Origin of the sequence: Pseudomonas sp. Ant30-3, from assembly GCF_000690905.1 — a bacterium.
GTDB lineage: Bacteria > Pseudomonadota > Gammaproteobacteria > Pseudomonadales > Pseudomonadaceae > Aquipseudomonas.
The window spans coordinates 1-21921 of the sequence record NZ_JMCL01000109.1 but is presented as its reverse complement, the minus strand read 5'-3'; the positions used below and the strand labels follow the sequence as shown (position 1 = coordinate 21921).

Annotated in this window: 22 protein-coding genes and 1 pseudogene; 14 read left to right on the top strand and 9 right to left on the bottom strand. The window is 60.7% G+C overall.

Annotation, left to right across the window (positions count from 1 at the left end; genetic code table 11):
• Positions 1–19: 19 nt before the first annotated feature.
• From DU29_RS0124120 to DU29_RS0124105, 4 genes are all read right to left on the bottom strand, one after another.
• On the bottom strand, positions 20–814 hold the full coding sequence (locus DU29_RS0124120; protein ID WP_177326982.1) for an ABC transporter ATP-binding protein: 795 nt from the start codon (positions 812–814) through the stop codon (positions 20–22).
• Positions 811–2613 carry a branched-chain amino acid ABC transporter ATP-binding protein/permease gene (locus tag DU29_RS0124115; protein WP_050483168.1) on the bottom strand — a complete coding sequence of 601 codons (1803 nt, stop codon included), beginning with the start codon at positions 2611–2613 and terminating at the stop codon, positions 811–813. The genes DU29_RS0124120 and DU29_RS0124115 overlap by 4 nt, the downstream gene beginning before the upstream one ends.
• The gene (locus DU29_RS0124110; RefSeq protein ID WP_028624024.1) at positions 2610–3647 is read right to left on the bottom strand and encodes a branched-chain amino acid ABC transporter permease; all 1038 of its coding nucleotides are present in this window, start codon (positions 3645–3647) and stop codon (positions 2610–2612) included. The genes DU29_RS0124115 and DU29_RS0124110 overlap by 4 nt, the downstream gene beginning before the upstream one ends.
• Positions 3648–3738: 91 nt before the next feature.
• Positions 3739–4890 carry an ABC transporter substrate-binding protein gene (locus DU29_RS0124105; protein WP_028624023.1) on the bottom strand — a complete coding sequence of 384 codons (1152 nt, stop codon included), beginning with the start codon at positions 4888–4890 and terminating at the stop codon, positions 3739–3741.
• Between the two features lie 721 nt (positions 4891–5611).
• On the opposite strand from DU29_RS0124105, the gene DU29_RS0124100 reads away from it, so the two are divergent.
• The 14 genes and pseudogenes from DU29_RS0124100 to DU29_RS0124035 form a co-directional block, all read left to right on the top strand.
• The gene (locus DU29_RS0124100) at positions 5612–6727 is read left to right on the top strand and encodes an amidase (RefSeq protein WP_028624022.1); all 1116 of its coding nucleotides are present in this window, start codon (positions 5612–5614) and stop codon (positions 6725–6727) included.
• A 26-nt stretch (positions 6728–6753) separates the two neighbouring features.
• Positions 6754–7926 (top strand): acyl-CoA dehydrogenase family protein, encoded by a 1173-nt coding sequence (locus DU29_RS0124095; RefSeq protein WP_028624021.1) that lies wholly within the window; start codon positions 6754–6756, stop codon positions 7924–7926.
• Positions 7927–7953: 27 nt separating this feature from the next.
• Positions 7954–8313, top strand: a complete 360-nt coding sequence (locus DU29_RS0124090; protein ID WP_028624020.1) for a hypothetical protein — start codon at positions 7954–7956, stop codon at positions 8311–8313.
• Between the two features lie 16 nt (positions 8314–8329).
• Complete coding sequence (locus tag DU29_RS0124085) at positions 8330–8863, top strand: nuclear transport factor 2 family protein (RefSeq protein ID WP_028624019.1); 534 nt, start codon at positions 8330–8332, stop codon at positions 8861–8863.
• A 52-nt stretch (positions 8864–8915) separates the two neighbouring features.
• A complete protein-coding gene (locus tag DU29_RS0124080) occupies positions 8916–10190 on the top strand; it encodes an aromatic ring-hydroxylating oxygenase subunit alpha (protein WP_028624018.1) in 1275 nt (424 codons plus the stop codon).
• 19 nt (positions 10191–10209) lie between these two features.
• Positions 10210–10686 (top strand): aromatic-ring-hydroxylating dioxygenase subunit beta, encoded by a 477-nt coding sequence (locus tag DU29_RS0124075; RefSeq protein WP_028624017.1) that lies wholly within the window; start codon positions 10210–10212, stop codon positions 10684–10686.
• Positions 10687–10696: 10 nt separating this feature from the next.
• Positions 10697–11437: an SDR family NAD(P)-dependent oxidoreductase gene (locus tag DU29_RS0124070; RefSeq protein WP_028624016.1), complete on the top strand. Its 741-nt coding sequence runs from the start codon at positions 10697–10699 to the stop codon at positions 11435–11437.
• Between the two features lie 92 nt (positions 11438–11529).
• Positions 11530–12489, top strand: coding sequence for a PDR/VanB family oxidoreductase (locus DU29_RS0124065; RefSeq protein WP_028624015.1), 960 nt, complete (start codon positions 11530–11532; stop codon positions 12487–12489).
• Between the two features lie 19 nt (positions 12490–12508).
• Positions 12509–13009, top strand: a complete 501-nt coding sequence (locus DU29_RS0124060; RefSeq protein ID WP_028624014.1) for a flavin reductase — start codon at positions 12509–12511, stop codon at positions 13007–13009.
• Positions 13010–13229: 220 nt separating this feature from the next.
• Entirely contained in the window at positions 13230–14507 is a 1278-nt protein-coding gene (locus DU29_RS0124055; RefSeq protein WP_028624013.1) for an OprD family porin, read from the top strand.
• 69 nt (positions 14508–14576) lie between these two features.
• Positions 14577–14786, top strand: coding sequence for an alpha-hydroxy-acid oxidizing protein (locus DU29_RS1000000131780; protein WP_236645645.1), 210 nt, complete (start codon positions 14577–14579; stop codon positions 14784–14786).
• 363 nt (positions 14787–15149) lie between these two features.
• A complete protein-coding gene (locus DU29_RS0124045) occupies positions 15150–16256 on the top strand; it encodes an NAD/NADP-dependent octopine/nopaline dehydrogenase family protein (protein ID WP_028624012.1) in 1107 nt (368 codons plus the stop codon).
• Positions 16253–17251 (top strand): 3-hydroxybutyryl-CoA dehydrogenase, encoded by a 999-nt coding sequence (locus tag DU29_RS0124040; RefSeq protein WP_028624011.1) that lies wholly within the window; start codon positions 16253–16255, stop codon positions 17249–17251. Before DU29_RS0124045 ends, DU29_RS0124040 begins: the two co-directional genes overlap by 4 nt.
• Before the next feature lie 112 nt (positions 17252–17363).
• Positions 17364–17570: pseudogene (locus DU29_RS0124035) on the top strand (NIPSNAP family protein); the annotation flags it as partial.
• A gap of 237 nt (positions 17571–17807) precedes the next feature.
• On the opposite strand, the gene DU29_RS0124030 reads toward DU29_RS0124035, so the two are convergent.
• The 5 genes from DU29_RS0124030 to DU29_RS0124010 form a co-directional block, all read right to left on the bottom strand.
• The gene (locus DU29_RS0124030) at positions 17808–18494 is read right to left on the bottom strand and encodes an ABC transporter ATP-binding protein (RefSeq protein WP_028624009.1); all 687 of its coding nucleotides are present in this window, start codon (positions 18492–18494) and stop codon (positions 17808–17810) included.
• Positions 18487–19236: an ABC transporter ATP-binding protein gene (locus DU29_RS0124025; protein ID WP_028624008.1), complete on the bottom strand. Its 750-nt coding sequence runs from the start codon at positions 19234–19236 to the stop codon at positions 18487–18489. The genes DU29_RS0124030 and DU29_RS0124025 overlap by 8 nt, the downstream gene beginning before the upstream one ends.
• A complete protein-coding gene (locus DU29_RS0124020) occupies positions 19233–20255 on the bottom strand; it encodes a branched-chain amino acid ABC transporter permease (protein WP_028624007.1) in 1023 nt (340 codons plus the stop codon). The genes DU29_RS0124025 and DU29_RS0124020 overlap by 4 nt, the downstream gene beginning before the upstream one ends.
• Positions 20256–20265: 10 nt before the next feature.
• Complete coding sequence (locus DU29_RS0124015; protein WP_028624006.1) at positions 20266–21177, bottom strand: branched-chain amino acid ABC transporter permease; 912 nt, start codon at positions 21175–21177, stop codon at positions 20266–20268.
• Between the two features lie 150 nt (positions 21178–21327).
• Positions 21328–21921: ABC transporter substrate-binding protein (locus tag DU29_RS0124010; RefSeq protein ID WP_028624005.1), on the bottom strand; the 594-nt coding region annotated here is incomplete at its 5' end.

Sequence of the window (21921 nt, the reverse complement as noted above, 5' to 3'; positions counted from 1 at the left end):
CGAGATTGGTGGCGTGTTGTCACGTAGCCAGCATCTCCTGATGCTTGCTCGCCAGCCCCAGATACGCTTCGATCACCCGCGGGTCATCAGCCAGTTGCTTGGCCGGCCCCTGCATTGCGATCTGCCCGGTTTCCAGCACATAGGCGTAATCCGCCACCCGCAGCGCGGCCCGTGCGTTCTGCTCCACCAGCAGGATCGACACTCCTTGCTCACGCAAGGCCGTGATGATGCGGAAGATTTCCCGGGTAATCAGCGGCGCCAGACCCAGGCTCGGCTCATCGAGCATCAGCAGCTTGGGCTTGGCCATCAGCGCCCGGCCGACGGCAAGCATCTGCCGTTCACCACCAGACAGCGTCGCCGCCAGTTGCTCGCGACGTTCCCACAGCCGTGGAAACAGTTCATAGACTTCGCCCAGGGTCTCGCTGTAGCGACGGTCGCCGCTGCGATGGCGTTGAAAGGCGCCGAGCAGCAGGTTGTCGGCCACGCTCATGCTGGTGAACAACTCGCGTTTTTCCGGCACCAGGCCGAGGCCCCGCGAGACCATCACTTCGACCTCCGGCAGGGTTTCCAGGCTGCCGTCGAAATGCACCTGGCCGCGGGAACCAAGCACGCCCATGATCGCCGACAGCAGGGTGGTCTTGCCGGCGCCATTGGGGCCGATCACCGTGACGATCTGACCCTTGCCGACCGTCAGGCTGGCGTTGCTCAGCGCCTCGACCTTGCCATAGGCCACGCTCAGGTCCTTGATCTCCAGCACGGCATCGTTGACCTGGTTACGCGGCGCGAGCTGCGGTTCAACTTGCATGTTCATCATTCAACTCCTCCCAGATAGGCTTCCAGCACGGCCGGATCCTTCTGTACGTCTTCGGGCAGGCCTTGGGCGATCCGCTGACCAAACTCCATGACCACCACGCGATCCACCAGGCCCATCACGAAGTCCATATCGTGCTCGACCAGCAGAATCGCCATGCCTTCGCTGCGCAGGCGGCTGAGCAGGATGCCCAAGGCTTCCTTCTCCTTATGACGCAGGCCCGCTGCGGGTTCATCGAGCAGCAGCAGGCAGGGATCGGCGCACAGGGCGCGGGCGATTTCGAGGATGCGTTGCTGGCCGAGGGACAGGCTGCCGGCCTCGGCCTGCAGGTAGTCACCCAGGCCCACGCGCTCCAGCTGACGTCGCGCTTCGCCGAGCAGTTCGGCCTCTTCGCGGCGCTCCAGATGCAGGGCCGCCGACAGCACGCCTTGCTTTCCACGCAAATGCGCGCCAATGGCGACGTTCTCCAGCACGCTCATGTTGCTCAGCAGTTTCACGTGCTGGAACGTGCGGCTCATACCCAGGCGGGCGACCTGTCGCGAGCTCAGACCGTTGATCTTCTGGCCCATGAACAGCACGTCGCCACTGGTAGGGGTATCGACCCCCGATAGCTGGTTGAACATGGTGCTTTTACCGGCACCGTTAGGGCCGATCAGCGCGAGGATTTCACCGGAGCGTATTTCCAGGCTCATGTCGTTGTTGGCCACCAGTCCGCCGAAGCGCTTGGTCACGTTGCGTGCTTCGAGGATCAGCTCGCCATGCTGTGGCAGTTGCCGGCGTGGCAGAGGAGCGGCGCTTGCGTCGACCTCTTGCGCCCTGGGGCGAACGCGTAAACGGGCCGGTACCAGCCGTGTCAACAACGGCCACAGGCCGCCGGGGGCACGTTGCATCAGCACCACGATGAGAATGCCGAATACGATGGTTTCGTAGTTGCCGGTGTGACCCAGCAGGAGCGGCAACCAGTCCTGCAGCCATTGCTTGAGCATCGTCAGGATGCCCGCGCCGAGCAGGGCGCCCCAGACACTGCCAACGCCGCCGATCAAGGCCATGAACAGGTAGTCGATGCCCATGTTCAAGCCGAACGGTGTCGGGTTGACGAAGCGTTGGGTGTGCGCGTACAGCCAGCCGGAAATCGCCGCGAACACCGCAGAGATGACGAAGATCACCATCTTCGAGCGGAAGGTATTCACGCCCATCGACTCGGCCATCACCTGACCGCCCTTGAGGGCTCGAATGGCCCGCCCTTCGCGGGAATTCAAAAGGTTTTGCGTGATGACGATGGCCACCAGCAGCAGTGCCCAGATCAGGTAGTAGATGTCTTCGCCTTTATCCAGCGTCAGGCCGAACAGGGAAATCGAGGGCAGGCCACCGACTCCAGTGTGGCCGCCGAGGGACTCCAGCGTACCGAACAGGTAATACAGCGAAAGCCCCCAAGCGATGGTCCCGAGTGGCAGGTAGTGCCCGGACAATTTGAGCGTCAGTGCGCCAAGAATCAGCGCCACCGAGGCGGTGAGCAGCACCCCCACCAGCAGCGTCAGCCACGGTGATGCGCCGGCCCAGGCCAGCCAAACCGGCAACTGTTCGGTGGTGGTCAGATAAGCCGAGGTGTACGCGCCCAGCCCGACGAATGCCGCCTGGCCGAAACTGGTCATGCCGCCGACTCCGGTCAGCAGCACCAGACCCAGCACCACCATGGCGTACATCCCGATGTAGTTGAGCAGGGTCACGTAGTACGGCGGCAACAGCAGCGGCGCGACGCCCACCACCAGCAACAGGGCAAGCAACAGATAACGCGGACTCATTCTTCTTCCTCCACATGACGGCTGGTGAACGAACGCCACAGCAGGAACGGAATAATCAGGGTGAACACGATGATTTCTTTATAGGTACTGGCCCAGAACATCGAAAACGCCTCGATCAGGCCCACCGCCAGCGCGCCCAGTGCAGCAGCGGGGTAGCTCACCAGCCCGCCGATGATCGCGCCAACAAAACCCTTGAGGCTGATGATGAAACCGGAATCGAAATACAGCGTGGTGATCGGTGCGATCAAGATCCCCGACAGCGTGCCGATCAGCGCGGCGAGCAGGAAAGTCGACTTGCCGGCCAGCGTCGGCGAGATCCCCATCAGCCGCGCGCCCATGCGGTTCACGGCAGTGGCACGCAGGGCCTTGCCATACAGCGTGCGCTCGAAAAACAGGTACAGCCCGACGATCAACCCCAGGGACACTGCCAGCACCCAGAGGGTCTGGCTGTTGAACGTCACCGGGCCGAGTTCCAGTCCGGCTTCGGAGAACGGCCGGGTGCGGGCGCCTTCGGGCCCGAACAGCAACAGGGCGATACCGACCATGCTGACGTGCACGGCGATCGACACGATCAGCAGCGCCAGCGAACTGGCCGAGGCAATCGGCTGGAACACCAGGCGGTAGATCTGCGGCCCCAGGGGCACCACCAGCGCCAGTGTCAGCAATGCCTGCACCGCCATTGGCAATTCGGCCAGGGGCAGGGTGTTGATCAATACCGCCAGCAGCCCGGCGTAGCCGAGCTTGAAAAGAATACGTTTGGGAAAGCGAAACGCCTGGCTCGTGCGCGCAGCACCCCATACATCGAGTGCGCAGTCGATCAGCGTCAGGCCGAGCAGCAGCCAGACCAGGGCAGTCGGGTGCCCGCTTTGCAAAGTGGCCATGGTCAGGGCGCCATAGGTCACGAATTCACCTTGGGGGATCAACAGGATCCGGGTCACGGTGAACACCAGGAGGATCGACAGGGCCAGCAGTGCGTAAATCGCGCCGTTGGTCATGCCGTCCTGGCCCAGCAGCATGGCTATCTGGAAATTCATAATGAGAGCTCTTTCTACAGATTGAAGATCACGCGCGCCTGCCGGCGAAGGTCGACTCGCCGGCAGTCGGGCAGCGGGCCGTGCGCCCGGGTCAGTTGTCTTTCAACAACATCCAGTTGCCGTTCTTCACCACGATCAGTTCGCGACCGCGCTCGTCGAAGCCGCTGTGGTCTTGCGCCGTCATGTTGTAAACGCCTTGGGTACCAGCCAGTTCGTGGCTTTGCTCAAGTGCATCACGCAAGGCCGCGCGAAATTCCGCAGTGCCCGGTGCAGCTTTGGCGGACGCAATCGGAATCGCCTGTTGCAGCAACAGGCCGGCGTCGAAGGTGTTACCGCCGAAGGTCGCCGGCTTGCTGCCGTTGAGCTTTTCGTAGGCGGCGGTGTAATCGCTGGCGATTTTCTTCGAAGGGTGACTGTCGGGAATCTCGTCCAGTACCAGCATCAGGCTCGCGGCCAGGACGGTGCCCTCGACTTTCTTGCCGCCCAGCTTGAGAAAGTCGGGCAGTGCGGCGCCATGGGTCTGGTAGATCTGGCCGCGATAACCTTGGTCGAACAGGGTGGTTTGCGGCATCACCGCCGAGCTGCCAGGCGCTGCAACCAGAACCGCATCGGGACGCGCGGCGAGGATTTTCAGGCTCTGCCCGGTGACCGAAGTGTCCTGACGCTGGAAGCGCTCATTGGCCACGACCTTGATGTTCTGCTGCGCGGCGAGGCCGGCGATGACCTTGGCCCAGTTCTCGCCATAAGGGTCGCCGGTGCCGACAAAGCCGAGGGTCTTCACGCCTTTTTTGGCCATGTGTTCGAACAGCGCCGTGGCGATCAGATCATCGTTTTGCGTGGTCTTGAACACCCATTTCTTCTGCTCGGTCATGGGCAGTACCACGGCGGCGGTGCCCACCGGCGCCAGTAACGGCACGCCTGCTTCTGCGACGAACTGGATCACGCCCATGGCGTTGGGTGAACCGCTCGGGCCGATGATGGCGTCGACCTTTTCTTCATCGATCAGCTTTTTCAGGGCCTTCACCGTGGCCGTCGGGTCGCTCGCGTCATCCAGGGAAATGTACTTCACCGTCTGATCGCCAGCCTGGGTCGGCAGCAATGGGACGGTGTTTTTCTGAGGCAGGCCGACCAGCGCGATTGGTCCGGTGGAGGAGGTGATGACACCGATTTTCACTTCAGCCTGCGCGGCGGCGGCGCAGGCGGCACTCAACAACAAGGTGGACACGGCTTTTCTGAAAAGCATGACTTTCTCCGAAGAGTTGCAACGCTGCAAAAGGCTAATGGCCGACCGCCTCGATCACCACGTGATGCGAATGCGGCCCAAGGTACGGCCCTGTTTTTTTTCTAACTGCTGCCAGACCAACGAGCAGATTGCATGCCAGAAATTTTTCTGGTGCATCGGCTGCGGGTGTTACCGGGGCCTGCGATGCATTCGTCTGGAGGCCTTCGCGGTGGGGTGATTTGACGGGAAGGGTGAGGGTCGCCGCCGGGCAGGGCGAGTCGCCACCACGCCATGCCGAACAAGGCTTTGATCTGGATCACGAAGCTTCGAATTAGCTGAAAAAAGCCGACATCAAAAATCAAAAAACCACGTATTTTTTTAGTGATTATTGCAGCTGATTCCGCGCTGAAATATTTTTCTGAATGCACGAATCCGTCAGCTGCAGTCGTTCGTAATTTTTGGAAATACCTGGAGTGGTTTGGTCTTTGTCAAAGACGTAACACATTGATAAACAGAGGAAAAAAATAAGAATATGGAGAATTATATGCTTTTTTATAGTGTTACCAAACTGCACGCAGCTGGTGCGCATGGTGAAAATCTGCACCGAAAATACACACTTTTTTATTGGATAAAATTCAATTGACATTTCACGTAAATATTACGATTTTAGATTTAAGCATTTGCAGCGCCTTCATGCAGAGGGCGTCCGTTTTGATGACACATAAACGAGCAGGTAGAGAGCATGTCGATTGTTGTCGAGGATTTAGCCTTAGGCGGTAGCGGCCTTTCGGTCATGGTGAAAGACACCATCGACATTGCCGGCCATGCGACCCGTGCCTCCAGCCAGGCGCTGGCCGATGCGCCCGCTGCCACCGAACATGCACACGTGGTTCAGGCGGTCCTGGATGCAGGCTGCCGAATCACCGGAAAAACCGGCCTGCATGAATTGGCCTTCGGCACCACCGGGCTCAACGCCTGGACAGGTACTGCAGCCAATCCTCGTCATCCGGGCTACATCCCCGGTGGCTCTTCCAGTGGTTCGGCGGCGGCTGTGGCTGCCGGTCTGTGCGACTTCGCGCTGGGCACCGATACCGGCGGCTCGGTGCGGATTCCCGCAGCGTGCTGTGGGGTTTTCGGGCTCAAACCAACGTTCGGCCGGGTCAGCCGCAAGGGCGTCATGCCGGCGCACAGCACCCTCGACTGCGTAGGGCCGCTGGCACGGGATATGGACTGCCTGATTGAAGCGATGCATGTCATCGACCCGAGCTTCAAGGCGCCAGCAGCGCTGCCGGAAAACCTTTCGATCGGCGTGGTCACGGTGCACGCCGACGAGCGAATCCACGCCGTCGTCAACCAGGCCCTCGCTCGTTCGCGGTTTCCGCTGAGCGAGCAAGCGCTGCCAGGCATGCTCGCCGCATACGGTGCCGGGATGGTGGTCATCAACGCCGAAACCTGGGCCGCGTGTGGCCATCTGCTGCAAACCGGCAAGGTTGGTGAGGATGTCGCCGGCCGCCTGCGTGCCGCCAGCCTGACCACTGCCGATTCCGTCGAAGAAGCCGAGATCGTGCGCCGCGCTTTCACCGCAGAGGTGGACGCCGCCCTGGCGATTACGCCGATCCTGGCCATGCCGACCATGCCCGATTTCCCTTTGCTGGTCGCCGATGCGGCCGACACCCGCGCTGCGTTGGGGATGACCTCCTTGGTACGCGCTTTCAACCTTTCCGGTCACCCGGCTCTGAGCATTCCCCTGGAAAGCGCTTCGGGACTTCCGGTTGGCCTTCAACTGATTGCCGCCCATGGCTCGGACGAACTGCTGTGTGCAGTCGGCCGCGAGCTGGTCCGGCGCCTGGAAGAGTAATCGACATGCTGACTATGGAGAAAACCATGACTGCGCCAAGCGAGCTGGATCAACAGCGCCGCGCGCCGATCACGGCGAATGACGCGTTTCAGACGCTGCTGGTGGATATTCGTGAGCGTGCCCGGAACGAAGAGTTCGACCAGCAAAAATTCATCTCGCAGGACGTGATCGAGCAGTTCCGTACGCTCGGCGTCTATCGCGCGCTGGTGCCCAAGCGCTTCGGGGGGGACGAGCGTTCGCCGGCGGAGTTCTGCCAGATGGTCGAGGATATCTCCATCGCCGACGGGTCCGCCGGTTGGGTTGCCAGCTTTGGCATGAGCCCGGTTTACCTGGCTGCACTGCCGCTGGAAACGATCAATAAAATCTACGCCGATTCGCCTGACGTGGTGTTCGCTGGCGGGATTTTCCCACCGCAGCCTGCGTCCTTTGTTGAAGGTGGCCTGGAGGTCAACGGGCGCTGGAAATTCTCCAGCGGCTGCATGGGCGCATCGTTGATTGGCGTGGGCATCAGCCCGAAAAACGGCGACATGCTCGGCCTGCCACGGCTGGCGGTAATGCCGCGGGAAAAGGTACGCATCGAGGAAACCTGGAACGTCGTCGGCCTGGTCGGCACCGGCAGCCATGACGTCGTGGTTGAAGGCGTGGTGGTGCCGGAGGAGTGGACTTTCGTACGCGGTGGCCCGTCGAATCTCGACGAACCGTTCTTCCGTTATCCGTCGCTGTCGTTCGCGACACAGGTGTTGTCGGTGGTCGGCCTCGGCGTTGCGCGGGCAGCGCTCGATGAGTTGAGCGGCATGGCCAGCGGACGCATCTCCGTGACCGGCGCGCCGTCGTTGTCCGACCGGCCACTGGCCCAGGTCGAGATGGCCAAGGCCGAGGCTGCGCTGCGTGCTGCGCGTTCGTGGTTCTACCAGTCCATTGACGATGCCTGGGCCAGTGTCCTGGCCGGCGATCCGGTGACCGTCGAGCAGACCAACATGCTGCGCCTGTCTTCAACCCACGCTACCCGGGTCGCGGCGGATGTCGCACGCACCGCGCAAATGCTTTCGGGCATGAGCGGCGTGTACCGCAGCAGCCCGCTGTCGCGTTTTGTCAACGATACACAAGTCATTACCCAGCACGCCTTCATGGGCGATATGACCTACCAGAACGCCGGCGCGATCTTCTTCGGCAACAAGCCGCTGCCTGGCTACCTGTAACTTTTTTCCTACTGAATGGTGAACCCCATGACCGATAAAAAAGCCCTGCGAGTGTTGTTCTGCATCGGCATCAACCAGAACTTCTTTGATGCTCCACGTCCCGAGGCTCTGGAAGTCTGGGCCGCGTTCGGCGCCATGTGGAATGGCATCGCCGATCTGCCCGGCGTGACCGTGCTGGGCAACATGGACGACGACCAGAGCATGGTCGGCCCGTCCGCTGGCTGGCCCTGGACTACTTATCTGCTGGCCGATGTGCCAGACATCGAGACCGTCCACGCCGCCTGCAATCTGTTCCGCACCACTGACGTCGGCGATGGCCCTTACAAACTCTGGAAGTACTGCAAGGTCGAGGCCCGTACCGGGCGCGAACTGATCATCCAGCGCTGAGTCGAGGGACATCGCCATGTCATCACAAGAGCATTTGCGCGCGCTGGAACAGCGGCTGGAACACCTGGAAAGCGAGAATGCGATCCGCGCCTGCATGAATCGCTACATGGTTCTGTGCGATGAGCTGGGCGTCGATTCGCCTCTCGATGAGCTGGCCGGATTGTTCACCGCGCAGGCGGTTTGGGAAGGCAAGGGCGCCAAGTACCAGAACAGTTTCGGCAGCTACCACGGGCGTGATGCGATCAAGGCAATGTTCGCGACTTACAGGGTCGAGCCGGCGCACTTCGCGTTGAACGTGCACTTTCTGACCTCGGAACTGATCCAGGTCAGCGGCGCCGTCGCGCAGGCCAGTTGGGTGATGTTGCAGACCTCGACGTTCGCCTCGGGTGCCTCGCACCTCAACAGCGCCCGCCTGACCGTGGAGTTTGCTCAGGAACAGGGGCATTGGCGAATGGCGCACTTCCAGACCGAGAACCTGTTCAGCCGTCCGGTGGACACCTGGAACAGTGACGCGCACCTGCCCGTACCCGACAAATCCGGCCAGTCCTGACAGCAATACCCAGAATTCTTAGAGTCGGCGAGCCAGCCGACGAGGAGTGATCGTGAATAACCTGATATCCGCTGTAAACCTGAACGCCAGTCCGTCCGACCTGGTCTTGCATGATCGAGTGCACACTTCGCTGTACACCGACGCGAAGATTTTCGATCAAGAGCTGGACAAGATTTTCTACAGCACCTGGATCTGGGTTGCCCACACCAGCGAGATTCCCGAGTCCGGCAGCTACAAGAGCACCTACGTCGGCAAGCAACCGGTGATCGTCGTGCGCGACCGCAAGAAGGAAGTGCATGTGTTGCTCAACCGCTGTCGCCACCGTGGCGCCACGGTCTGCGAACACAAGAAAGGCAAGACCAACAGCTTCGTGTGCCCGTACCACGGCTGGAGCTACGCCCTGGATGGCAGCCTGCGCGGCGTACCGCACCCGGAAAGTTACGGCGATTGCCTGGACAAGTCCGAACTGCCTTTGATCAGCCTGCGGGTCGAGCAGTACAACGGCATGATCTTCGCCACCTTCAAGGACGATATCGAGCCCTTGGCCGACTTCCTCGGCCCGGCAAAAAAGTGGATCGACCTGTTCATGAAGCAGGGTGCCGGCTACCCGGTGAAAGTCGGTGGCGAGCATCGTTTCCGCTTCCCGGGCAACTGGAAGATCCAGCTGGAAAACACCACCGACGCGTATCACTTCCCGCTGGTGCACAAGTCGTTCCTGTCGTCGGTGGATGAGCAGACCCTGGCGTTGTTCGACTTCGTTGAAGGGCCTGGCTACGTCGAAGACCTGGGCAACGGCCACAGCGTGATGGTGATGATTCCTGACCTGGTCGACCTGGAAGCCAACCTCGACCTGCCGATCCCCGAGCGCTTCGAAGACCTGGCCGTCCAGCTGCGCGCCGAAGGCCAGGACGAACAGTCGGTGCGGCGCATTGTGCGAGCGGTAGGCGGTTCCGGTTTCAACCTCAACCTGTTCCCCAACATCGCTTGTTCCATGGCGTTCTTCCGGGTGCTGCAGCCGATCGCCGTGGACGAGACCGAAATCCATCACGCGGTGATCACCATGGACGGCGGCCCGGCGGTGGCCAATCGTTATCGCCTGCGCCTGCACGAACACTTCCAGGGCCCGATGGGCTTTGGCACCCCGGACGATTCCGAAGCCTGGGAGCGTGTACAGCGCGGCGCCAGTGCCGGCACCGACCTGTGGATCATGCTCAACCGCGGCTTGCCGGGCGAAACCAAATCCGAAGACGGGCTGGTCAGTGACGTGAGCGCCGAGACCGGCATGCGCGCTGGCTACCAGCAGTGGAAAAAGATGATGTCGGCCTGAGTCGACGGAGAACACCATGATCAATCTGCAATTGCTCAACCAGGTCAGCGCTTTCATCTGGCAGGAAGCTGACATGCTCGACCACGGCGATTTTGCCGAGTGGCTCGACCTGTGGACCGAGACCGCCACCTACATCATCCCGATCGACCCGCTGGAAACCGATTACGAGAACACCCTGAACTATGCCTACGACGATCACCAAATGCGCCAGTTGCGCGTGACCCGGTTGACCAGTGGCGAATCGATTTCGACCACCCCGCGGGCGCGCACCGTGCGCAGCCAGTCGCGCTTTCGGGTGCTATCGGATGCAGACGGCATTGTCACCGTGCGCTGTGCGCAAAACCTCCGTGAGTTCCGCAAAGACGTGCTCAAGCAGTACACCGCCGATGTCACGTTTCAACTGGTGCGCAGCGGCGACAGTTTCAAGATCCAGCGCAAGCTGATCCAGCTGATCAACTCCACCGATACCCTCGCCGGTATCGGCTACATCCTCTGAGGACGTTGCCATGACACAGGTTGCATTGGTCACCGGCGCGGCCCAAGGGCTGGGTAAAAGCATCGCCAAACAACTGCTGGCCGCCGGTTACCGGGTGGTCATCAGCGACCGTTCGCTGGAGTCGGCGCAAGTCACTGCCGCTGAACTCGATGCCTCTGGCGAAAGGGTGCTGGCGCTCAAGCTCGACGTGACGAGCAAGGCTGATTTCGAAGCAGCACTGGCCGCTGTGGTGGCGCACTGGGGCGTGTTGCATGTGGCGGTAAACAACGCCGCGATCACCCTGACCACTCCGGTGATGCAGATCAGCCCGGAAGAGTTCGACCATGTCGTCAGCGTCAATCTGCGCGGCACCTTCGTCGGTTGCCAGGTGTTCGGCAGCTACCTGGCGGCCCAGGGTTACGGGCGGATCATCAACATGGCGTCCCTGGCCGGGCAGAACGGCGGCACCGCGACCGGCGCGCATTACGCCGCGTCCAAGGGCGCGATCGTCACCCTGACCAAGATCTTTGCCAAGGAGCTGGCAGCGTCCGGCGTCACGGTTAACGCCATCGCTCCCGGCCCTATCGAGTCGCCGGCGGTACGTGCTGCCGTGCCACCCGAGCGTCTGGAAAAACTGATCGAGGCGATCCCGGTCAAGCAATTGGGCAATGCCGCGTTCCTCGGCAAGCTGATCGTGCAACTGGCTAGCGAAGACGCCTTTTTCACTACCGGGGCGACCTGGGATGTGAACGGCGGGATCTTCATGCGCTGAGTCTGGCGCTGCATGTTTGAAGAAAATGTTTTAGAGAAACGACGGGGCCGCTCAACTGCGCCCCCCTCACAAGCAATTCGGGATGGTCCTGTATGAGCGATCAATTATTGAAAGTCGTCGTGCGCAAACGCGAAGAGCAGGGCGAAGGGGTGGTCGTACTGGATCTCAGCGATCCGGCAGGGCAACCGTTGCCAGCTTTCGAAGCGGGCGCGCATGTCGATATCCACCTCAAGACCGGCCTGGTTCGCCAGTATTCCCTGTGCGGCGACCCGGCCAACGCCGGCGCCTATCGGCTGGGCGTACTCAAGGACCCTGCCTCGCGCGGCGGTTCGGTGGCGGTGCATGAGTTGCTGCAGGAAGGTCGCGAAATCGAGATCAGCCTGCCGCGCAATCACTTCCCGCTGGCCAGCGACGCCAAGCGCTCAATCCTTATCGGCGGCGGCATCGGCATCACGCCGATGGTTGCCATGGCCTACGCGCTGAATGCACGCGACAGCGATTTCGACCTGCACTATTGCGGCCGTTCGCGCATCCGCAGCGCGTTTCTCGAAGAGCTGGGCAGCGCGGCGTTTGCTTCACGCCTGCACACGCATTTCGACGACGAAGCGCCCGAACAGAAACTCGACCTGGCCAACGTGCTGGGCACCCCGCAAGCCGGCGTGCACGTGTACGTCTGCGGGCCGGCCGGGTTCATGGACTGGGTCATCGCCCAGGCGCTGGCAGCGGGTTACGCCGACGATCATGTACACCGCGAGTACTTCCAGGTCGAAGTCGATGCCTCAGGTGCCGGTTTCGAAGTGGTGGCGCAACGCAGCGGCAAGACCGTACAGGTTGCCGAAGGCCAGAGCATCGTCGACGCCCTGACGGCTGTCGGCATCAAGATTGAAGTGTCCTGTGAGCAGGGCGTTTGCGGCACCTGCTTGTGCGACGTTATCGAAGGCGAACCGGATCACCGCGACGTCTATCTCACGGACGACGAAAAATCCGCCAATGACCAGATTCTGGTGTGCTGCTCCCGGGCCAAGTCCTCGAAGCTGGTGCTGGATATCTGATAGACCGGAGGGTAAGACCATGGTCGATACAACTGGATTTCGTAACTCAATGGCAATGCTTGGTGGCGCGGTTTCGGTCATCACCACCGACGGCCCCGCCGGGCGCTTCGGCTTCACCGCTTCGGCGGTGTGCAGCGTCACCGACCAGCCGCCGACGCTGCTGGTGTGCATGAATCGCTCGTCGTTTTCCAACGTGCATTTCAAGAGCAATGGCGTGCTCAGCGTGAACGTCCTGACCGCAGGTCACCAGGAAGTGTCGGGCGCGTTTTCCAACCGCAACCTCGATACCGATCAGCGTTTTTCCTGCGCATCCTGGAGCACCCTGGAAAGTGGTGCACCGTTGCTCGATGAAGCACTGGTGAGTTTCGACTGCCGGATTGCCCAGGCCCATGAAGTCGGTTCACACACCATTTTCTATTGCGAAGTGTTGGGCATTCGTAATGGCGAAAGCCAGGAAGGCCTGGTGTATTTCAATCGCGCTTACCACCGCTTGGGAGATGCCTCGAAAGCGAACTTCTGAGTGGGTAAGATGCGATATGACTTTCCCGTATCGTTGACTGTTTGAAAAATAACTATAAAGCGGTTGTCGCTGTTCTGGCGAATGACTGTACTACGACTTTTTTTGCAGTAAGTGGTTATAAAAACAATACTGCGGATTGACTGCCAAAGTTGCACTTTGCTGATTTGATCTGCTTCCACTAGCCGTGCCTTTGTGCATGCAAAAAATAAAGGAAAGTTCGATGTTTCAGAAGAACTGGATAAACCGTGGGCTATCCACTGCAGCCGTGATGGGGATCTTCACACCGCTGGTTGCGCAGGCAGATTTCGTTAAAGATAGCCAGGTCAGCCTAGGGATGCGCAATTTCTACATCGACCGCGACTTCAAACAGGATGACGCGTCGCAATCACGCGTCGGCAGCTGGACCCAGGGTTTCGATTTCCGCGCCATTTCGGGTTACACCGAGGGTACGCTGCAGTTCGGCCTGGACCTCTCGGCGCAGTATGCCTATCGCCTGGACGGCGGCGGTGGCCGTGGCCCGGACAGCATCATTCCGTATGACGCAAGCAAGGGCGAACAAGTCCGGGACTATGGGCGTGCGGCACTGACCGGGAAAGTTCGTTACAACAAGACCGAACTCAAGGTCGGTGAACTTCGTCCGACCTTGCCGGTGGCTTATATCGATGATTCCCGGCAGTTGATCACTACCTATCACGGTGTGCAGATCGAATCCAAAGAAGTAGACAAGCTGACGCTGACCGGTGGGCGCTTTACCGAAATCAGCTCTCGGGAGTCTTCCAACAGGGAAAAGATGTATCTGTTTAACGGTCCCAATGTTAAGCGTCGCAGTGATGGTTTGAATTTCGGCGGTGCCACTTACATGTTTACGCCGAATCTGTCCGGTACTTATTTTTTCGGTCAGCTGGAAGACATATATAAACAACATTATCTGGGCTTGGCCTATAACCATGACCTGGGTGCCGGCTACGGCTTGAAGACCGACCTTCGCTACTTCAATAACAGTGAGGACGGCAAAGCGCTGTATGGCGATATCGACAACAAGTCCTACGGGATCATGACCTCCCTGAAAAAGGGTGCCCACACGTTCGGCGTCGGATACCAGCGCATGCTTGGCGAATCGAGCTTCCCGACGCTGAACGGCTATGCGCCGCAACCCTACCTGGTGAACTGGTCGACGGTGGCGTTCGTCAAGCCAAACGAAAGCTCCTGGCAACTGCGCTACGACTATAACTTTGCCGGCATGGGTTTGCCGGGGCTGAAGTTCATGACGCGGTACATGCGCGGCACCGGTGTCGATCGGGGCAATAACGCCCTCGACCAGAACGTCGAGAGCGAACGCAACATCGTGCTCGGCTACGTGGTGCAGAGCGGGGCGCTCAAGGACGTTGGTTTCGAATGGCGGCGCATCGACGTCAAGACCCGTTATGGCAATGGGAATGCGTCAGGTCCGGACTATCAGGAAAACCGCCTGATCACCACTTACACCTGGAAGTTCTGAAGTCTGCGGGAGCCGTTCGCGGCTTCCAGTATTGCCTGCGCATCGGGCAATTTTCCAGATGGTTTTTCCTTGGCCCGGATCGCTCCTCCCGGGCATTTTTTTTGCTCTATTCAAAGCCTCTACGGCGTGGCGGTGGCAGGAGAAGCCGGAGTCACCCGCGCTGTGGATTTATTAAGCGAAGAACTGACGCGCAGCATGAACCTGATGGGCTGCACCCACCTCAACCACCTGGAGCCCGACAGCCTGTTCCAGCGCCGCATGCAACCGCACAAACCCTGAGCCATACCGAAAGCCTGTGGGAGTGAGCCTGCTCGCGATGGCGGAGCAACAACCAATGGAGATGTTGAATGTGCCGACCCCATCGCGAGCAGGCTCACTCCCACAATGATCTGCGCAACGCCACAAATCCCAACCCATACGAAGAACCTGTGGGAGCGGCGGTGCGACGATTCGACTTGCCCGCGAAGGCGGCGCTTCAGGCAGCAGAGATTTTGAATGTGCCGGCCCCTTCGCGAGCAGACTCACTCCTACAGGTCAGTGGGGGTATTGCGTTGCAGAATCGGAATGAAGCTTGCGCGTTTCGGCCAGTGATTCGCCAGGGCCGTTGCTAGGATCGGGGCTTATCTACAGGAGTGTGAATTCATGAATATCAGTGTTATCGGCGGTGGTCATGGTTGTTATGCGGCAGCGATCGAGCTGACGGAAAAAGGCCATTCGGTGCGGCTGTGGCGCCGGGACAGTGCCGCGCTGGAAACCTTGCAGGGGCTTGGTCATCTGCTGGTGCGCGACTTCCGTGGTGAACGCAAAATTAGCCTGGGCCAGCCCGGCGACAGTCTGACCCTTGCGTTCAACCTGAAACAAGCCGTAGCCGATGCGCAGCTGCTGGTCATTGCCTTGCCATCGACCTCCCACCAGGCCCTCGCTACCGAACTTGCCCCTCTGCTGCGCGACGGCCAGGTGGTGTTCCTGCCGCCAGGTACATTCGGCAGCATGGTGTTCGCCCAAGCGATGGCCAAGGCCGGCAACCACGCCGAAGTGGCGTTCGCCGAAACCGGCACCTTGCCCTATCTCGCTCGCAAACACGGCGACAATCAGGTGGTGATCAGCGGCTACGCAACCCGTCTGCCAACCGGGGTGTTCCCGAGTCGTCTGAGCGAGTCCGCATTCGCCGTATTGCGAGAAGCCTACCCAAGCGTCGAACCCATCGAAGACGCCCTCAGCGGCGCACTGATGAACGCCGGGCCGATCATCCATCCGCCGCTGATCCTGATGAATGCCGGCCCCCTTGAACATTTCGACACCTGGGATATTCACAACGAAGGCACGGTGCCTTCGATCCGTCGAGTGACCAACGCCCTTGACGCTGAACGTATCGCCATCCGTGAAGCCATGGGCTATGGCGCGCCGCATTTCCCCTTGGCTGACCACTACGCGAGCGACGGCGATGAGTGGATGTACGGCCGCGGCGCCCACGGCAAGCTGACCGATAGCGGCGACTGGCGAGAAGACATCGACCTGCAAAAACACCGCTACATGCTTGAAGACACACGCCTGGGCCTGTCATTTCTGGTCTCGGTCGGACGCTGGGCCAATGTGCCGACGCCAGTCGCCCAAGGCTTGCTGAGCCTGGCCACAGTGGTCAGCGGCATCGACCTGTACGGCGAGGGACGAACCCTGGAAAACCTCGGCCTGGATCAACTGAGTCGCAGCGCCATGCAGCACTGCCTGACCCAAGGACTGCAGGCGTGAGCGCCGTCGAGCAGCGCATCTGCATCGTCGGTGCCGGGCGGATGGGCGAAGGGATTGCCCTGGCATTCATGTTCGCCGGGTTGCCGGTGACTCTGATCGACATCAAGCAGCGCGATGCGGCGGCGCAGGACCACTACTTTCTCCAGATCGAGGACCACTTGCGCAGCGAACTGGCAACACTGGCGCACCTGGGTTCACTCGACGCCGCGCAAGCCGAACAGGCGCTGAGCCGTTTGCGCGTGTGTGATCGCGAGCAGAGCGTCGGCGATTTGCAAGCCGCCGCCGTGGTGTTCGAGGCCGTCCCCGAGGTCCTGGAACTCAAGGCGCAAACCTTTGCCTGGTTAAGTGAGTCGTGCAACGCTGAAACGGTGATCGCATCGACCACTTCAACGTTCCTGGTGACGCAGCTGGCAGCGCTGGTCACCCACCCGCAGCGCTTCGTCAACGCGCATTGGCTGAACCCTGCGTTCCTCATGCCGCTGGTCGAAGTCAGCCGCAGCGAGACTACTAGCCCGCAGGCAGTACAGCGCCTGATGGCCTTGCTCAAGCGGATCGGCAAAGTCCCGGTGCAGTGTTCCGCGGCGGCCGGTTACATCGTGCCGAGAATCCAGGCGTTGGCGATGAATGAAGCGGCGCGGATGGTCGAGGAGGGCGTGGCCAGCGCCGAGGATATCGACACGGCGATTCGCGTAGGTTTCGGCCTGCGTTTTTCGGTATTGGGGATGCTCGAATTCATCGACTGGGGCGGCGGCGACATTCTGTTCTATGCCTCGCACTACCTGGCGCAAGCCATCGATCCCCGCTTCCTGCCGCCCAAAGTCATCGCCGACAACATGGCCCTCGGGCACAACGGGCTGCGCGAGGGGCAGGGATTTTATGATTATCAGGACGTGGATCTTGAAGCCTACAAATTGCTGCGGCTGGGTGAGTTCACCCGCAAGCTTGAGTTGATGGGATTGTCGCCGGTATTCAATGGTGGGGTGGTGAGGTCCTGACCTGGAATACCGCGCGCCCGATTCCGCACCTGCTGCGTTCGATCGCGGCCCGAGCCGAACGCAGTCTAAAAACATACTTTTTCTGGTAGTGAATCGAGGTTGTCATGAAGCTGCGCCGGTGTATGCGGCCTTCTATGCCACCGACGGTCAACTGCCACGTTACCTGCACATCTGGCCCTACGCCTCGCTCGAACAACGCCTGGACGTGCGCACTCGCGCCGTACAAGACGGCGTTTGGCCCCCGGAGAATTCGGGCCCGCAGCTGCTGGAAATGCATTCGACGATTTACCTGCCGGCAAGTTTTTCGCCGTTGCAGTGAGTGCTGGCGCGTTTATCCTGCGAGCACGCGTTAGCGTTCACGTCCATCGCTGGCAAGCCAGCTCCTACGATGCCTGCGGCGTGCCAGGGATTTCCCGACTCCGCCAATGCCTGTAGGAGCCGGCTTGCTGGCGATTGCGGTGTATCAGCCGCCATCAATGTTGAATGACGCACCGCCATCGCCAGCAAGCCGGCTCCTACAGTAGATCGCGTCGGGCCGCTGTAAAGACGTCCGCCGTCAAACCCCCAAATACCGCCGAGACAACTCCGGCGTATCACTGAGCTGCCCCGGCGTCCCACTCCACACCTGCCGCCCTTTCTCAATGATGTGGTGACAATCCACCACGCGCGCCATCTCTTTCAAATTCTTGTCGATCACCAGAATCGTCTCGCCTTCAGCTTTCAAACTCGCCAGACAACTCCAGATCGTTTCACGAATGATCGGCGCCAGCCCTTCTGTGGCCTCATCGAGAATCAACAACTGCGGGTTGGTCAGCAGCGCTCGGGCAACCACCATCATCTGCTGCTCGCCACCGGAAAGCGTCTTCGACAACTGATCCTGGCGCTCCTGTAAACGTGGGAACAGCGCGTAGATCCGCGGCAGATCCCACTTGCCCCGGGTCGCCGTCGCCAGCAGATTCTCCCGCACACTCAGACTGCCAAATCCGCGGCGGCCCTCAGGGACCAATCCCAACCCAGCCTGGGCGATGCGATAGGGCGGGGCGCCACGCATCTCCCGACCGTGAATCAGAATGCTGCCCGCGGTCGGTTTGAGCAGCCCCATGATCGACTTCACCGTCGTGGTCTTGCCCATGCCGTTGCGTCCGATCAGCGACACCACCTGACCCTGTTCGATCTTCAGGTGCATGTCGAACAGCACCTGGCTCAGGCCGTAACCGGCCTGCAATCCACTGACCTCAAGCATGTTCTTCTCCCAGGTAGGCGGCGCGTACTTGCGGGTCGTTGCGAATCTGTTCGACGCTGCCGGTCAGGATGGTCTGGCCGTACACCAGCACGGTAATGCGGTCCGCCAGGGCGAACACCGCGTCCATGTCGTGCTCCACCAGCAGGATCGCGTAGCGACCCTTGAGTTCGAGCAACAACTGCGTCATCCGTGCCGACTCCTCCGCGCCCATCCCCGCCATTGGCTCATCGAGCAACAACACCGAGGCCTCTTGAGCCAGAGCCAGGGCAATTTCCAGCTGGCGCCGTTCACCGTGGGACAACTCACTGACCAGCGCCTGCCCACGTGAATCTAGCCCCACGCGTTGCAGATAATCTGCTGCCGGCGCCAACAGACGAGCGTCACTGCCCAGCGGCTTCCACATGCCAAATGTCTGGCCATCCCGGGCAGCGATTGCCAAGGCAATGTTTTCCAGCAGGGTAAATTCCGGATACAGCTGGCTGACCTGAAAGGCGCGCGCCAGGCCGAGGCGAGGGCGCTGGTGGGCGGGCACGTCGGTGATGTCCTGACCGCTGAGAAAGATCCGCCCCTTGTCCGGACGAATCTCCCCGGCGATCTGCGAAATCAGCGTGGATTTGCCAGCGCCATTGGGGCCGATGATCGCGTGCAGTTCCCCCGGTGCAATATCGAAGCTTGCACCGTTGGTGGCCTTCACCGCACCAAAGGATTTTTCCAACGCCTGGATCGACAGTTGCGGATTCATGGGCGCACCTCGCTGGCAATGGCGGACGTGGTTGGCGTCACGGAAGTCTTGCGCCGTTGCGGCCACGGGCTGAGCAGCAGGCCGTACAGGCCTTTTTTGCCGAACAGCACCACCACCAGCAACAACGGACCGAAGATCAGTAGCCAGTGCTCGGTCCACAGGCTCAACACCTGCTCCAGTCCCAGGTACACCGCCGCGCCAAGTACCGGACCGAGCAGAGTGCCAACGCCCCCCAGAATGACCATTGCCATCAACTCGCCGGACTTGTGCCAAGCGCCCATGTCCGGGCTGACAAACATCGCATAGTTGGCCCACAAGATACCGGCCAGGCCACCGCCGACCCCGGCAATGACGAAGGCCGTGAGCCGATAGCGCAGCGGATGCAGACCCAGGCTGACGCTGCGCCGTTCGCTCTGCTTGAGGCCGCGCAGCACGTAGCCGAAGCGCGAGTTCACCAGTCGCCGGCAGAACAGCAGCCAGGCCACCAGCAACCCCAGGCACAGGTAGTAAAACTGCACCGGGTTGTCCAGATCCAGACCCGGCAGCGTATTGCGCTCGCTGAGCAGGATGCCGTCGTCGCCGCCGTACAACGACAGCGAACTGAGGAGGAAATACAGCATCTGGCCGAACGCCAACGTGATCATGATGAACTGCACACCGCTGGTACGCAGCGAGAGATAGCCGACCACCAGGGCGAACAGCGCGCAAACCAACAGCGACAGCGGCCAGACGATCAGCGCGCTGCTGGAACCGTCCCAGCCCCACAGCGGCATGGCCTGAGAGGTATGGAAACCGATGACGCCGACCACGTAGCCGCCCAGACCAAAGAACGCCGCATGACCGAAGCTGATCATCGCGCCATAGCCGATCAGCAGGTCCAGGCTGGCCGCGGCCATGCCGTAGATCGCCAGGCGGGTGAACAGGCTGATGAGGAAGGGTTCGTGCAGCAGCGACGCAAGCAGCGGCAGAAGGGCGAACGTCGCCAGGCAGAGCAGATCGATCAGGACTCGACGGGACATGTAGTTTTCCTCAGGCGCGGGCGGGCAACAGGCCGCGTGGACGGACCAGCAGGACGACGGCCATGACGATGTAGGCACTGGCGGAAATAAGCCCGCCACTCAAGGTGCCGCTGACTTCGGCAGGCAACAGTTGGTCGAGCAATTGCGGGATGTACGCTCGCCCGAGGCCGTCGACCATGCCAATCAATAAGGCACCGGCGAGCGCGCCGCGCACTGAGCCGACACCGCCGACGACGATCACGACAAACGTGGTGATCAGGACTTTTTCGCCCATGCTGATTTCCACCGACAGCAGCGGGGCGGCCATGAAACCGGCGAGTCCGCAGAGCACACAGCCGAAGACGAACACCAGGGTGTAGAGGCGAGCGATGTTCACGCCCAAGGCACCCACCATCTCGTGATCGTCGGCGCCGGCACGTATCAGCATTCCCAGGCGGGTATGGTTGATCAGCAGCCACATCGCAACCGCCACCAATGCCCCGGCAGCGATGAACAGCAGGCGGCTGACCGGGTACATCAACCCTGGCAAAACTTCGACGAAGGTGCCGTACCACTCGGGTGTCGGCATGGCCGGCGGGCTGCGACCGAACAGCACGGTGATCAACTCGTTGGTGAAAAACACCACGGCCAGGGTGGCTAGCACCTGGTCGAGGTGATCGCGGGTGTAGAGACGGCGCATGATGCTGGTTTCAATCAGCAGCCCGTACAGTGCGGAGCCCATCACCGCCGCCAGCCCGGCAAGCCAGAACGAGCCGCTGAGCGAAGCGGTGTAGGCGGCGCAGAACGCCCCGACCATGTAGAAGGCGCCATGGGCCAGATTGATGACGCCCATGATGCCGAAAATCAACGTCAGGCCCGAGGCGAGCAAAAACAGCAAGGCGCTGTACTGCAGGCCGTTCAGAATTTGTTCAAGTAACAGCATGCTGGGAATCCTGTGAAAAGTGCCGGAAATGTGCGCAGTCCCGTGGCGAGGGAGCTCGCTCCCGCTGGGGCGCGAAGCGGCCCCCGCTCTTTATTTTCAAAAGAGCGGCCTGCTGCGCAGTCCCGCGGTGGCAATCTCCCTCGCCACAGGTCACAGGGCGCATTCGGCGGCGAAGCTGTCCACTTGCGATTTGGCGATCGTCTGCACCGGCACCTGAATCAGCTTGCCGTTGGCATCGGCTTCTACGCGCAGCAAGTACCAGTCGATGACCGCATGCTGGTTTTTGCCGAAAGCGAAATCGCCACGGATCGAGTCGAACTTGACGTTGCGCAGTGCGTGTCGAAAGGCTTCGGGATCTTTCATGTTGCCGCCCACACTCTTCAGTGCTGCACCGATCAGACGCGCCGTGTCATAGGTCTGAGCGGCATAGACCGTTGGCACGCGCTTGTATTTTTCGCTGAAGGCTTTGACGAATGCCTGGTTGGCCGGGTTGTTCGATCCAGGGTTCCACAAGGTCACGATGTTCATGCCTTTGGCGACATCGCCGGTGGCGGCGAGCATGCGTTCGTCCATGGAGAACACAGGCACTACCATCGGGATCGTTTTGCTCAGGCCCGAGCTGCCGTATTGCTTGGCGAAGTTGATGCCAGCACCACCGGGGTGGAACTCGAAAATTGCATCCGGCGCCAGTGAACGCACGCGTGCCAGTTCGACCGAGAAATCCAGTTGGTTGAGCTTGGTGTA